The organism is Sporomusa aerivorans (genome assembly GCF_041428895.1).
Taxonomy (GTDB): Bacteria; Bacillota; Negativicutes; order Sporomusales; family Sporomusaceae; genus Sporomusa; species Sporomusa aerivorans.
Genome location: NZ_CP156926.1, coordinates 707621 through 722691, shown reverse-complemented (window position 1 = coordinate 722691; position 15071 = coordinate 707621). Strand labels below are relative to the sequence as shown.

Here is a 15071-nt window from a genome sequence, read left to right as displayed (position 1 = left end):
AATGCAGAGTTTTCCGCCACAAAGTGCAGAGTTTTTCAAGTAATACTTTTGCGGTGCTTTAAGCGATAACTGTCACCAGTCATATTGATAATCTCGCAGTGGTGGATTAGGCGGTCAAGAATGGCTGTTGTAATCGTTGCATCGCCAAGGAACTCAGCCCACTCGTCGAACCCTTTGTTTGATGTAATAATCATCGAAGTACGCTCGGCCATAGAAGACACAAAGCTAAAGAATAAATTAGCCTCTGCCGGGGAGAGTGGCATAAACCCAACTTCGTCAACAATCACCAGAGCAGCCTTACTTAAATATCTGAGTCGACGTTTGCTGGCTCTGGAAATTTCGGACGTTTTTAGAATCTTCATAAGGGTATCCAAGGTTTCAAACGCCACTGCATAACCCAAGTTCAGCCCCTTCACCGCCAGGGACAAAGCAAGATGGGTTTTACCAACGCCGGGAGGCCCCAACAAGCAAACATTGTATGCTTGTTCAACCCACGTCATATCACTTAGCCGCAACATCTGTTCCTTGGAAACACTGCGTTGAAAACCGAAATCAAAAGAATCCATGGTTTTCTCAGCAGGCAGGCTTGCTCTGCGGCGGCGTAGCAGATTCTGTTTTTGTACTCGAAGCCGTTGCTGTTCCAGTAAAAACAGTTCTACACTCTCCACGGGTGTTAGTGAATTTTTACCTGCAAAAAGTGCTTCAAAATCCACGGGAGTCATGCGTAAATCAGAAAGTAGTCCAGTTACCCGGTCAATTGGCCGCATCATCATCGGTCACCACTTTCCTTGGCATAGACATCAAGCGAGCGCTTTTGCGTTGTCACATGATACTTTGCATTGCTCATCGGAAGGGGCAACTCTGGCGGCTGGGGTTGTTTAAAGGCATTGTGTTCCAGATAGTCTTTTATGTAATTCGCGCTGTAAAGGTTACTGTACTGGCAAAAACCTACAGCTTCCAGGACAGCGTCTACAGCATATTGGTCGCAGAGCGTATGGATCAGCTTAAATTGATCTCTGGCATACCGGGATTTCTCTGTACGGATCGTTTGGAGAAAGTCATCCGCCTTGGCAAGAAGAAGCGTACCCAGTGCAACCTGCATCTGGTTCAGAGAGCTGGTTCTGTCGCGCTGGTGGCTTCTGCTTTGGATGAGCAGACCCCGACCGTTGGAAATGCGATGTTGGCAAATGCGATCGCCAAATACAGTCTGAATGTATAAAATGCCATCTTTGGGCACAATACAAACCTCTTTTTGCGCATTGTAAGTGCCAAGTGGAACGGAATAACGGTTGCTGTCATAAATAACGGTATTGTCCTTGCGGACAGTTCTACATAGGTGAGCGCCGTTATTTTCTGCGCAATCGACCAGCGGCCGTAAGTATTCCCGTTCTTCGGCAAATACTTCGGCAGGCACACGCTTTGTTGTTCCGTGAATTTTTGCGTTTGCGGTACGCTCCAACCAATCCAGGCAGCTGCTGTTTAGAATATCATCATCCACGTAAAGCCGGTTTTCCAGAAAATTGCCTTTCACATATTTCACGGTGCTTTCCACCTTCCCCTTGCTTTCAGGGTCAGCACCACGGCACATATAAATACTCAGTTTGCACTCCTGCCGAAGTTTTTCAAATTCATAAGTATGTATGATATCACCGGCATTTTCTGCCACGCAAACGATACTATCCTGGTCAAAAACCATCTCTTGCGGCATTCCGCCCATATACCTGAAGCATTGGTGACATACTCGCACCAAATCCGAAGCGGTGTAGGGGCGGCTCTGTAATTCGGCATATTTAAAACGGGAATGTGCCAGAACAAAAGCTGCAGCATAGACCTTGATGCGGCCACCGTCTACATTTTTCAGCCACTTCTCGCCAAAGTCTACTTGCAATTGCTGCCCCATTGGCAATTCAGGAACAGCTGCATAATCTCGTTGATTGAGTGCTTTGCGCAGATCATACTCATTCCGCAGGTTCTTTACATACCGAGAGACCGTTCGTTCGCTAAAGGTCGCGCTGTAGTGTTCTTTTAACCAATCACAAACCTGTGCTGCGCTAAGCGTAGGATAATCCCGTAGCCAGCTGATGATTGTGTCCTGGTAATCGTCTAGCAGCCTGACCTTGCAGACCGTGGCGACATTAGATTCATACTCATCCACCGTCATATTCCAGTAGCGGTCCACTGTTCTCCAGTTGATGCCAAGACTTTTCGCCACGGTATCTTTTCGGAATCCGCGTTCTTTTAGTTGATGTATTTTGCTATACACAGAATATCCCTTCATTTCTAGCAGCCTCCATACTCAGCGTGCTTCTATTGTATCAGCTGACTGGAAACTGTGTAGTTATTGGCGAAAAACTGTGTGCTTTGTGGCGAGAAAGTTTGTAGTTCTACTGGCTTAAAACTCTGTATTTTAGTTTACCATTTACACTGATGTGGTTGTCAGACTTCTATCGTAGTGACCGGAACGATAGCCTTGCCGAGATTCGGTACGCTCGTATTTGGCAGCCTGCGTCAGGTCACTAGCCTCCTGATCCAACAGATTATTTAGCGTTTCCTCCACGCTGCTACGTACCAGTTCTTTCAATTCTCCCTTGATGATTTCCTCATTCAACTGTATAATTTCCTTGGACATGTTTGCAGTCTCCTTTCGGTAAATGGTGTGTGGTGACTTCATTTTACCTTTTGGACTGCAAACTTGTCCTCTTTTTTCTTTTAATTCAATTTGCGAAACTTATTGTACATTATCATCTTTTGTATCTAGCTGCTTATTAAATGATTAAATTTTAGCAATATGTCATAACTTTGTCATAAAAATACAAACTCCTGCAAAATCAATATGCCTTTGCAGGAGTTTGTATTTTTATGTTTCTTTCAATGCTATTTGCAACTTTTTTCCGCAATTACCAATGGTGGTTCTCCGTATCATATATAACAGTGCTAAATCGGGCAATGAGTTTTGCCCTTCATTGCCCTGCAAAAATCTACTATTTATGCCCATCGTCATGAGTCAAAGAACCGTCGCTCAACTCACTTTAATGTGAATCGGTCCGCAAAATGGTCCTCAAGATTGAATGTTTCTAAAGACAGGCATCTTTTAGAAATTCAATTGTATAGGCTGCGGATAAATTAGCAGCCAGATGTTTTCACACGGTCTGACGTTCCCCTTTTGACATTTTTTTAGCGCCAAATAAGGAACGTCCCCATTGTCATATACGTGCCACCAGTATCTAAACCAAGTCTAAACGCCATTTGCTGCATCTCCCTTCCGCAGTCACGCTTATAAGTCCGTACCGGACGTACTGTCAGCAGAACCTGCCGCCTGCGCCAGCGTTAAGCCTGATAAAATACATTATCATCCGCATATTTATATGAAACAAAATTTTTCTTCCCATAATATTCCCATCTATATTTTAAATCGCTTTTTTTATCCAAATAATAGCATGATTTGAAATTTATGTCTATAAAGGTAAGGAAGCGTCTTCAGTGGTTTACTCTCGTTCATCTCTCTAAGCCATACATGCTGAAGTTCACCACCGCAGCCTTTTGTATTGAAGCAGCTTATGACTGTTTGAAGCCGGCTTCGAAGGAACTACCTTCATCAAAAATACAGCATTGTACTATTTCGCACTTTCTTGGCACAACACCCCTGCGTTTATAATTATCATTATTTTACAATCAGCAAATAATGATAATTCATCGGGAATAAATATACTTTCAGCTATTAATCCAATGATTCCACATCGCAGCGTATGAATCATTGGTACATGACTCAATGAGATTTTTTGTCAAATCATTATATTTATTTTTATGTGATATATATGCTGCAATAATCAACATAATATTATCATACGCAACGTAACCTGAATTTATTTTTGCCAATGAATGTATTCTTTTTTCAGTAATATTATATAGATAAAGCTCTTTCATTCTAAAATATATTTCTTTAAACATTTTTTCAGATTCATTCTTGCTCAAAGACAAATTATCATCATTCTTGATTTCCGGTTCCTTCCCAATTCCAATCTTGGCAACATCACGACTATATAAATGTAAACTGTCACTATAATGATTATATGACCCCAAATCTATTTCTAACCATCCAGCTAATATTTCTTGTAATCCAGTAAATTGAATAAAATTATATGGCATTCCTAATAAAACATCATTACTACGCATTATTTGTGACCATTCTAATTTTCCATTTCTAACTTTTAATAATGAGCATATATTACACGGAATATCCTCATTCCGAGGCATTCCATTTTCTATAGGAAAATCATCTTTCGTATCGTAAATTTGTATAACTACTTGACGGCTTTCGGGAACATTTTGTAAAGTTTCATATGCCTTTTCTATCTGATCAAAACCAAAATGTGATCTTATTCTTTTTCCATATGCTCCATGGTAAATATCACCTTTACCGGCGTATTTTTCCAATTTAGGATTCCATGTATTTATAATATCCGATCTTTCTTCCCCATTAATAATCCAAACTAATTCTGCTAAAGCATATCCGATACTAATTGGCGGAATACGATTATAAACCCATTTTTGTCTTGGTTCTTCAATCGAAATAAACGTATGTAATAATTCAAAAACCTCTCCTGTTCGCCCGTACAAGGGATTCTCTTGTTTCTTTAATAAATTTATAGCTTTTCCCCATACTTCATTTGCAGTTTTTCCAGAAATAAATTCAGCCATTTACAATTCTCCATTTCTTTAACTATCAATGCAATTATTTATTCCCCACTTAGGTGGATAAAAATATTCAATACTTTCCAAATTATGATTAATGTATTGCTGCTTAATCCTTTTTCGTTCATTTATTCCGCCAATATCAGGATGTGCAATTCTAGCATATTTATCTGTTTCACAAAACAAATTTTGACAATCTATCAGATGTAATTTTCTACCAAATAGTGTTTTGAATTTTAATCCTCTTTTCTCAAATTCTATTTCTTGATGTTCTGCAACATATTTAATAATATCTTCGTATTTATACCCATTTAATTCTCCAAAGCATTTTATAATACCATTTTGGGCACCAGGTCCTGCTACAACAAAAGACATCTCATCAAAATCGCATAATTCGCTATAGTTAATATCAATGGCATATTGAAATGCTAAAAATGAGCCTAAACTAGGATAACTAATCAATATTTCAAATAATTCTTGTAAACTTTTGCTTTTAGCTATCATTGTTGGCAATCCTGACTTCATCATTTGCTCTAAAAGTTTCAGATTATTTTGATGCTTTTTACTAAAGCCAAAACAACCTTTCCCTGTCGGCATTATATATGCAGCAGAATAAATCCTTTCATTATTGTTAAGCTTTTGTGTTAATAGTGTATTATATCTTTTATAAGAATATGAACGATAAGAAATCTCGCCCAAAGCATTCTCCATATACTCCCATGTTTCTATTTTATTAAATAGCTTAAAAAACAGTATTCTGAAACATTGATCTTCAGGAGAATAATAATTTTTACAATATATCACATTCTTAATTAAATATTGACTAACTCGATCAGAAGCTCTATACGCATTCGTAAATTTATACTTCTGAATAATTTTATCCTCAGTCCAAGGTAAAGGCTTATTTTCTATTCTATTGAAAAAAACATCTTGACGTTTTTCTGCAAACTTCCAGTATGTATCATATACCATTGTCGGCTTAAAACCTTCTATTTTCATAAAGACTATACTCCTAAAATATTAATAAGAACTCTGTTTGTCGTTTCTTCTAACCTTCCATCATTATTTATTATTTGACACTTTGATTCTCTTTTTGCAAGATCGCTATAATTTTTCCTGATTAAAATATCTTTATTTGTCTCATAATCGATTTTACGATCTTTACGTTCCAATAGAAATATTTTATTGATATTAATTTTTTCCCAATATACCAACTCTGGAGCTAAAATAGCGTGAACAACATCACGCTCTAATCTTCCCGCCAATCCGTATGCATATGTTGACCACCAAAAACGATCCATCAAAATTATTTTTGACGAACTGTATTCTTCTATTAGCTTTCTTTGAATTAGATCTATGTGCGCGGCAACATGCAATAGTTGTAAACTAGCATTATTAATTGGAAAATCAAAATATTTATTCTCATGATGATGTACATCATAAACTAAAGCACCTAATGTTCTTGCTTCATTTCCAGGAAAAGCGATTGTAGTACAGTCGTACCCAATTTCTTTACATATTTTTTCTTGCAAAGCCTGAATAATTGTTGTTTTCCCAACATTATCAATTCCTTCAAAAACGTATATCCCAGCATATGAGTTTTTAATATTATTTCCCATCAATTTAGTCCACTTTCAAGCAAATCTAATAAACGTTTCACCATTACTCTATGATTCACATTATAAAACAAACTTTCATTTAGTAATGTGTCCCAAGGATTTAATTCACCCCAATTATGATCTGTACACTTTTCAAATGCATATTCGCTTGAACGTCCGCCTACGGTTCCGACCAATGCAATTGGTATACCTACTGACTTTGCTAGTTCTACTTCAATATCCACTCCTTGTTGTGTTTTATCTTCTTTAATTTTTCCTCCAAGGCAAATTAATATCTCACTTCTTTCTTTACAAATCATATTTTTTCGCATTTCTTGTAACCCATCCGATAATACTAGAGTACATTTTTCTTGAAGTATATCAAGGTCGTATGCTCCCATAAAAGCCTTGTCCATATGCATTTCAATAGAATATCTAACATCTGGCGCATATACTTTCCCAATATCAAAAATAAGCTTTTGAAATGTTGGATGCGCACCAAAAACCAAAGTATATCCTCGCTTAATAATTTCCCTTGAATATACTACCACTGCTTCCAATAGAGAATTTTTATATATTTCATCACAATCTGGGAATGCACCTGACAAGATAACCCTCTTATTCAGTCTTTGCCTTTTACCTCCGCAAACATTTTCTATATTCATCAAATAATCATCAAAGTTTTCTTCTGATAATTTTGCATCACCAATTTGCTTTTCACGGCTTCCATGATTTGATAATAGAAATAGTCTATCATTTTTTTCATATATTTCTGTTTTTTTCACCCTACTCATAAAATGCTGAATATCTTGATTCTTTGGGTTTCTACCAAAACACTGGATATAATGATTTCGAATTCCCTCATCATATAAATCTCTTGTTTTTTCCTTATACTGAATCTGATATGCAAAAATTGATTTTTTATCATTTTCTAACTTAATTTTATTTGAATAACTCATCTCATTTAAACATTCAATATGCGAATATACTTGATTAGAAGAATTCATCATTAACTGGAAACACTTATCCTCAATTTCATCAATAATTTCTACTAACCTTTCTTGGTTGTCAAATTCCTTTCCCATATATCTAAGTACTGGTGACTCACCAGGACGAATTTCCATTTTAGCATATGAAGCATTATCAATTTGAATCCACAAAATCGGAATATCATATACAATTGCATAGCACAATTCTTTCATTATATATGACGAATATTGTGCCTCTTCTGTTTGCAAAAAAATCACAACATCACTTAGTTCCAAATTTTTATCGATATCTTCTTGCGCATCGTTTCCAACCTCAACATTAACAACATCACGATAAACATTTCTTTCTCTCGTTAATTTTTTTAATTCATCTGCTAGTTTTGCTGCTATATATTCTCCGTCAACTCTACGATGACTAATAAAGTATAAAACCTCATCTCTATAGAGAGGCGAAAGAGTCTGCGCAATAATTTTTCTAGCAAGAACTTGAGCAATTGCCTTCATATTATTTTTCATCGGATTTCTATTTTCATTACGACAAAACACATCGAAACTTTGCTTTTCAGACACTGGTTCTGGTGGACGTCTACATTCTGGATTCTTTTCCATTGCAATTGACCATATTCTACTTTGAGCATTATAATATTTCCGAATTAATTTAAGAATTTTTTCATCATAAATACCATTCTCTGCATTGAAGAATATCAGAATATCATTTTCATTTGCTTCCGTTGTCAATAACTGATTAATCTGAAAAATAGACGATATATATAACTTATTAGCCACATAGGTATCTAATATTTCTTTACATTCTGAAAAAAAAACTTTAGCTGAATCTAAATCTTTCATAGTAAGCTCTGGCATACAAAAAATCATATTCATATTTATTTACCTCTATAATGTGCAAACTTCCCACTTTTTCTACTATAAGGGAGGCCATGTATTCCTACTTCATAGTTTTCGCTAATGTAAGTGACAAACTTATTAATTTTTTCTTCATCTCGATAAATCCTGTGATTACGTCCACTCCCAATTAAAAAATCAAATTCTTTTGGAATCTCAATGGCATTATTTCCAAAATAATAAAACTGTATTGCCACTAAAACTTTATCCGTTTGAGTATCACGATTTAAGTTTGCATAATTAATACTACCATCTGTCATACTATGATGAGAAAGTTCTTGTGTCCATTCTTCCTCAATATGATGATAGATATTGTCACCATACATACAAAATATTGCTCGATTAAATACTGGCCGTTTTTTCTTAAATCTTGCATCATCCCAATACTGATCAAAAGTTAAAATCTCATCCACTTTCATTAATGCAACTAACTTTCTATGTACTTTTGACCCTGATCTTCCATATCCAGCAATCCAATCTCCTATTTGGGCACTTTTCCTAATTATAGGTTTGCAAGTTGCCAACGTGCTGTATCCAAAATATGGATTTGGAGCAAATCCATAATCTCTAGGAATAATATAAGAATAGTATTTCATACGTAATCACCTCAACACTGATATCTCGGTAAATCCGTCGGATTATTACTTCTAGGACTGCCATCAGGATTTTCCCATTCTAAATCTTCTCCATTTATGGCGTCTACAATTTTTTTACCGTTCCAGGCCACTAAATTATTACCATTTTCAATTAATTCTATTGGAATGTCTTCCTTCTTTGCGCCTTGTAAATATACTCCTACAATTCTTTTTCCCATTTCTGCAGCAGTCTTTATTTCCCAATTTACATAATCACTTTTTGCTGTATCCTTCCCTATAAGAACAACAACTGTTCCGGCCCATCTCATCTGTGGTTTTATTAATTCCTGTTTTATGTACTGCTCATTTTTTGCATTATTCTTTAATTTGCTTTCATAGATCGAACTATCTCTCATATCTATCCCATGATTACCAACTAAATTCTTAAATGACTCTATTTTATCTGCATCTTTATGTTGATGTGACACAAAAATGTTTTTAATTTCATCTGACATATATATATATACCCCCTAGAAAAATTTTTTTATAAATTTCCCCCACCAGTTCATGCACCGCTGTACACGATCATATCTCCGATAGTTTGTTTATTTCGATTTCCAATGCGATTGAAGTATCAAGGGAACGGGGTTGCTGTCTATCTAGAAAAGTACTACCCTTCTTCCCCTGACATAAAATACGCCTTCATTAAAAACCATATTTTAACTATTCTAGTTAAATCCGACAAAATCCTTGTAACTATATTTTTTTTGTAGAAAATTATAACCCGATCCCCGCCACTACACACTTCCAAAATACATAGCAAAAACCCGCGAAAATCGCGGGTTTTACTAATTTCCAAATTTCGGTGGAGGCGAGGAGAATGAACTCCTGTCCAAAAACATTACTGCATAGGCTTCACAGAGCGCAGTCAGCGGTTTAGATTTCGCCCCGTTGCCGCCCACTGACAGGCTGCGCTGGCGCTATCTCGATAAAAGTTCCCCGTCAGCTCTCCAAGAATTGAGCCTCAGGCATCCCACTAATGACGTCCTATCCTAGGCCGCGGGAGTACGCAGGTAGAACGGTTAGCATTAAGCTGCTAAAGCGTAATCTTCGTTTGTTTACAATCTTTCACCGTATTGACGGGCAGATGGAACCCCGGCTCGCTGCCTATACCATAACTACCCCTGTCAGCGGGACACAGACAGGTACAGCGTACTACTAAATGGTTCACTGGAGTATCGTGAAAGTAAACTTTCATCTGTTTGAACCTGTGTTAAGCAAGCCTGAACCCGAAAATTTCAAAGAACCTTGCCCCTCGATATTACATCGAAAAGCTTTGCGGGCGGTGGTGTGTTGGCATAAGCAGAAGTCAAGCGACAGTGGTGGTGCGTTGGCAATACCCCACCCGCCCGCGCCTCCACAGTTTGTTATCTTGGAAATTCAACCGCATACTCGAGATTCCCGGGACAACCAACCTGTCCCCTTGTCCCTGCACCCCCTTGACACCATATCAGCAAATTCCCCACAATAGGAGATGTTTTTTTAAGAAGGTACTACATAATAGTATTGTTCCTATTATTGCTCCGTAAAAAATAAATAATGTTTTAGAAAAAAATATTTTGAACCAACTGTCAGTTTTTTTACTCACTAATGATGTGTTCATTAAAAAGTCAATATTTTTAGAATCAGTGAGTGCGACTTTTTTATATAAATTACGATAAAGCTTTTCTTGTCTTAAGAAAAAGGCATCTAACCACCATAGCATTATAACGGGGAAAATAGCTAATATATATGCGCCCTGATTTTTAATAAACACAGCTAACAATGCTGAAATCACTGTAACTGTCCATCCTTTTAGTAAGAATGAGTTATTGGACATTCGGTTTATAATTGCTAATATCATCTCTAAGTGTTTAATTTTAGCGTCCATGGTAAAAAATCCTCCGTTTTTTCCAAGGCTTGATTGAACATTTTATGATTGCGAAGAAAGGGAACAGGAAGCTGATATCAAAGCGGAAATACCGGATACATTATTTAGTTTTCGATATAATATATCCATCAATATCTTGACATTTTTCATAAGCATTATCTATGTACTTTCGCGGATTAGAAATAAAATCTTCCTCTGTTACTAAGGCTATATAAGATCCTGTTAACGCATCAATAGTTTTACATTGGTCGCAAAAATATTTTTTTGGTTCTTGATTACTACGATTATTTACTATAATAGGATATAATTTACTATCTTCAAATGAAGTCGAAGTATGACCGTCTGGTTTTGTAGTTGTTGTTTTTAGCCAACTATAATCGCCATTATATTTCATAATTACTCCAACAACTCCATTACTCCGGGAAGTTTTGTCACTTCTTGATATTTCCTTTAATGAGTACTCTATCTCCCAATCTATCCACTTACTTTTCTTCATATTTGGAGATACTATTACTATGGTTACAGAAGTTCCCCAAATCATATCCTTCAAATTTTTTTTAATGTTTTCAGTAGTTGTATCTGTTAAATCTGGAGAATCACTAGTTTCTCCTTGATAATACTGTGCATCATCACCAAGAGCTTTTATGATGTCGTCTCTTAATTTTTGCGCCTCACTATACTTGTAAGAAATAAAAGTTTTATGTGCCATAACTGTCTCCCCCTTTTTCATGAATGTGATAAATCCGTGGTGGTTCTCTTATAAATTACCAACTATACCACATTTTTGAATTATTCTAGCTAAATCCGATAATCACCTTGTGCATAAAATATGATTATTGCCTTTTTAAGTAAAATCATATTCTTGCTCGCCTCCACCCCTGCCCCCCACCAAATTGACAGCAAAAAACCCGCAAAAAATTCGCGGGTTTTACTGAATTTCCAAATTTTGGCAGAGGCAATTTGTGACCATGCAAATCCACTTGCATAATGTTCACTAACCCTTCCAGCTATGTTCCTCTCTTATTATTTGTTTACATAATTTTATATTATAATCTTTCATTTCAGTCTTCAATACTAGAGAAATATGTGGAAAAAGCTCTTTGCATTGGCTTTTCAAGATAGCTTTTAACGCATACTGCCGAACCTGTGGTTCGGGAGCATATAAGCATGAAACTATATCTTTAGTAACTTCTGGGTTTCCTATTTTAGCGGCAGCTGAACATGCTCGACGTCTGATTTCATAATCTTTATGGAAAAAGAACGTTTTAAGAAGCTGAACGTCCCTTCCCGTATTGCCTATTTCCAAAACGAAAATTCTAAGCTCTTCTATCGTCATATCATGTAATCGCATCGAATCATATTGATCTACTTTTAAAACATCAGAGGAGTTAGCAGTAAAATTACTTTCTATGGTTGTATCTCTTCCTTCATTACCTTTTAATAAAACATTTTTCTTATGGGTACATTTGGTTTTGTTACTAAACAATTCGAGTGCTTGAGGGACGTTAATTATAGAAGTATCAACTATAAAATCGCTCTCAATAATCGAATTAGCTACTCCATTTATTAATACCCAATTCTTAGTTTCTTCCTTGGAAAATACAACACCAGAAACATCATTATTTAAATTGATGAAGACTTTAGTTATATTGCTGTCTTTGAGTAACTGGCTTGATATTCGAGTTTTTCTTCCATTGTCGCAAAATTTTATCAAATAGATAGAATTATAAGCTGTGATGAAAAAGTCAATCTCACTTTTTAGTAGATCACTCTCAATGCTTGGATATACAAAATAAACCTTTTGTTCATTAACAGATATGAAATTTTTCCTGATTGCCTTTTTTACCTCTCGAAGTATTGTTTTCTCATTGTTACTACGATCATTTGTTAAAACAATTAATACTTCTCTTAAAATTATATTAATAATTTCACTTCTTTGATTATAATCAATTGCCTTATTTCTCATTGAGCTAACATCTATATGTAATTTTTCTATTTGTGTTTTTTTTAAAGCATCATATTTAGTAATGCTAGTTATTATAGCTTTGATGCAAGATGTGACATTCTTTTTTATTTCACTACCAGTAAATCTAAGTATATCATCATAATAATGATTTTGTTGTATAAGGAAATAATCTCTTTGGGCATCTAATCTTTTTCGCTCGGCTTCCATGTGGTATTTTCCATCACATTCAATTGCTATTTTACAATACTCTCCGGAAACCACAAAATCTATTATATATATTGGTACAGGATTTCCTTTTCTATATATTGCTTCCTGTTCCCGAAATTTGATGTTACTTTTTACTAACGCTTCCCTCATAATTTTCTCAATCGGGGAGTTCAAATCAATCACTATAGTCAGACTCTATCACTCTCCGTCTATCAATAAAATTTCTGAATCAATAGAAATTCGCTAGGAACATCACATCGCATCCTAAAATAAGATCGGGTACACTAAGGGACGCTCCCGAAGATACAAGGGGACGGTTCTTCTGTATCCTTGCGCCTTTAACGAAAACGTAAAGCAGCCAGGATACAGCAAATGTCGCCTAAATCCTCTCTGCCACGCTTATACCCCCATACATTTCCCGAAAAAGGCCAAAAATCCTGCAATGTTTTTACATATTGCAGGATTCTCGACTAGTATTTGTCATTTCATAAAATAGATTGGGTAATTCCCCGTGTTTTATAAGCTTCAACCACGCTTATCAGGGAAACCAACCTCTTTTATCTTATGCACCTTCCCTTTGATCTTGGTTGTCCCAAGCGCCTCTACTATAAGCCCGCCTTTATCTCCGAATATCTCAACATAGGAACAGGAGTCATGGATATCGATAATGCCAATATCACCGCCATGGATACCGGGAATGGCAGTAATCGCTCCCAGGATGTCACCCGGCCTCATCTTCGTCTTCTTGCCGGCATTAATCCTAATGCGCGTAATTTGTCTGTTTAGTTTTTCACCTTTATCAGGTTTTTGTACACGCTCAACTCCGTCACCATTAGGCTGAATCCAGTCTCCTGCTGTCAAATCCGCTGCCGCCGGCCATTCTTTTTTCGGTATCTTATGCTGAATATAGTCCTCTATCTCCTGCAACGTCCTATAGTCCTTTTTCGTTACGAGAGAAATCGCCACGCCTGTGTTCCCTGCCCGCCCGGTCCTGCCAATTCTATGAATATAGGTCTCGTTACTGGGCGGCAAATCATAATTTACTACCAAAGGCATATCCTCAATATGAATACCCCTGGCCACCACATCAGTGGCAATCAAAACCTGAAATTCGCCTCTTTGGAAAGCATGAATGGCTTGCAGGCGATCGTTTTGTTCCATGCCCCCATGCAAGATTCCACATGAGCAGCCTTTACGTTCCAGCTTTTCAAAAACCGCTTCCGTCCTGTCCCTCGTATTACAAAAGAGAATAGAGCTGTGTGGCCTTTCACAGCCTAGTATTGTAGTAATCAGATCTTCCTTTTCATATTCTTCTACCTCATAGTACTCTTGCCGGATGCTTTCCAGGCTGCGACTCTCCGGATCGATTTCTATTTTTACAGGCTTATGCATGTATTGCCGGCAGATTTCCTGAATCGTATCCGGCATAGTCGCAGAAAACAGCATCGTTTGCCTGTTCGAAGGCAATACTTTCAGGATCGCTTCCACCTGCCCGCTGAAACCCATATCCAGCATTTTGTCAGCTTCATCGAGTATCAGGTACTTTACTTCCGCCAGATTTATATTGCCGCTCTCTATATGATCCAATAACCTCCCGGGGGTACCAACAATAACATGTACTCTTTGCCGTAATTCCCTGCGCTGTTTTTCTGCAGGTTGTCTGCCAAAAACGGCAGTGCACCTAATGCCCTTAAATCTGCCAATATCAGCAATATCCTTTTTTAGTTGTACCGCTAATTCCCTGGTCGGCGTCAGAACCACTGCCTGGGGATTTTTTTGCTCTACCTCCAGTTTCTCACAAACCGGGATGGCAAAAGCCGCCGTCTTACCGCTGCCCGTCCGGGACTGCACTATGATATCCTGCCGGGCAAGGACCAAGGGTATCACCTCGGCCTGAACCGGAGTGAGCGTCCCATACTCCAGGCCCTTTAACGCCTGTTCCAGCTCTTTGCTAAAACCGAAAGTCTCAATATACTGAAAATCCATCTAATTTATATACCTCATTTTTGCCCGATTTGCTTCCCGCCAAATTCACTCTGCAAGCAGCCTGCCACCCGGTTAGGCTAACCCGGCTTCTTGTCCCTTGTTTAACTAATGTTACTATATAATCTACCCAGAGAACAATCCAATTCAACAATATCCTGCGTAACCTTCCCGCTAAACCCGGGAGAAGCAGAGGGACGCAGATTTTACTTCGCAAAATGCAATAAA

General features: G+C 37.3%; 12 protein-coding genes, 1 other RNA gene and 1 pseudogene. All 14 read right to left on the bottom strand.

What is annotated here, in order from left to right; genetic code table 11:
* Nucleotides 1–35: 35 nt before the first annotated feature.
* The 14 genes and pseudogenes from istB to SATMO3_RS03245 all read right to left on the bottom strand — a co-directional run bounded on the left by istB (nt 36) and on the right by SATMO3_RS03245 (nt 14846).
* Nucleotides 36–773, bottom strand: coding sequence for an IS21-like element helper ATPase IstB (gene istB, locus SATMO3_RS03310; RefSeq protein WP_371371064.1), 738 nt, complete (start codon nt 771–773; stop codon nt 36–38).
* Nucleotides 770–2278 (bottom strand): IS21 family transposase, encoded by a 1509-nt coding sequence (gene istA, locus SATMO3_RS03305; protein WP_371371065.1) that lies wholly within the window; start codon nt 2276–2278, stop codon nt 770–772. The genes istB and istA overlap by 4 nt, the downstream gene beginning before the upstream one ends.
* Nucleotides 2279–2425: 147 nt before the next feature.
* A pseudogene (locus SATMO3_RS03300) lies at nt 2426–2629 on the bottom strand (transposase); the annotation flags it as partial.
* Between the two features lie 1082 nt (nt 2630–3711).
* Nucleotides 3712–4698 carry a thymidylate synthase gene (locus SATMO3_RS03295; RefSeq protein ID WP_371377438.1) on the bottom strand — a complete coding sequence of 329 codons (987 nt, stop codon included), beginning with the start codon at nt 4696–4698 and terminating at the stop codon, nt 3712–3714.
* 18 nt (nt 4699–4716) lie between these two features.
* A complete protein-coding gene (locus SATMO3_RS03290) occupies nt 4717–5691 on the bottom strand; it encodes a nucleotide kinase domain-containing protein (RefSeq protein WP_371377436.1) in 975 nt (324 codons plus the stop codon).
* A 5-nt stretch (nt 5692–5696) separates the two neighbouring features.
* The gene (locus tag SATMO3_RS03285) at nt 5697–6311 is read right to left on the bottom strand and encodes a dTMP kinase (RefSeq protein WP_371377433.1); all 615 of its coding nucleotides are present in this window, start codon (nt 6309–6311) and stop codon (nt 5697–5699) included.
* On the bottom strand, nt 6311–8161 hold the full coding sequence (locus SATMO3_RS03280) for a toll/interleukin-1 receptor domain-containing protein (protein WP_371377430.1): 1851 nt from the start codon (nt 8159–8161) through the stop codon (nt 6311–6313). Before SATMO3_RS03280 ends, SATMO3_RS03285 begins: the two co-directional genes overlap by 1 nt.
* Nucleotides 8162–8163: 2 nt before the next feature.
* Complete coding sequence (locus SATMO3_RS03275) at nt 8164–8778, bottom strand: hypothetical protein (protein ID WP_371377427.1); 615 nt, start codon at nt 8776–8778, stop codon at nt 8164–8166.
* Between the two features lie 11 nt (nt 8779–8789).
* Nucleotides 8790–9272, bottom strand: coding sequence for a TIR domain-containing protein (locus SATMO3_RS03270; RefSeq protein WP_371377424.1), 483 nt, complete (start codon nt 9270–9272; stop codon nt 8790–8792).
* 358 nt (nt 9273–9630) lie between these two features.
* Nucleotides 9631–9946: a transfer-messenger RNA gene (ssrA, locus tag SATMO3_RS03265) on the bottom strand.
* A gap of 321 nt (nt 9947–10267) precedes the next feature.
* Nucleotides 10268–10687: a hypothetical protein gene (locus SATMO3_RS03260; RefSeq protein ID WP_371377421.1), complete on the bottom strand. Its 420-nt coding sequence runs from the start codon at nt 10685–10687 to the stop codon at nt 10268–10270.
* A 100-nt stretch (nt 10688–10787) separates the two neighbouring features.
* Nucleotides 10788–11396 (bottom strand): TIR domain-containing protein, encoded by a 609-nt coding sequence (locus tag SATMO3_RS03255; RefSeq protein WP_371377418.1) that lies wholly within the window; start codon nt 11394–11396, stop codon nt 10788–10790.
* A gap of 285 nt (nt 11397–11681) precedes the next feature.
* On the bottom strand, nt 11682–13043 hold the full coding sequence (locus SATMO3_RS03250) for a DUF559 domain-containing protein (protein WP_371377415.1): 1362 nt from the start codon (nt 13041–13043) through the stop codon (nt 11682–11684).
* Nucleotides 13044–13385: 342 nt separating this feature from the next.
* Entirely contained in the window at nt 13386–14846 is a 1461-nt protein-coding gene (locus tag SATMO3_RS03245; protein WP_371377412.1) for a DEAD/DEAH box helicase, read from the bottom strand.
* Between the last annotated feature and the right edge of the window lie 225 nt (nt 14847–15071).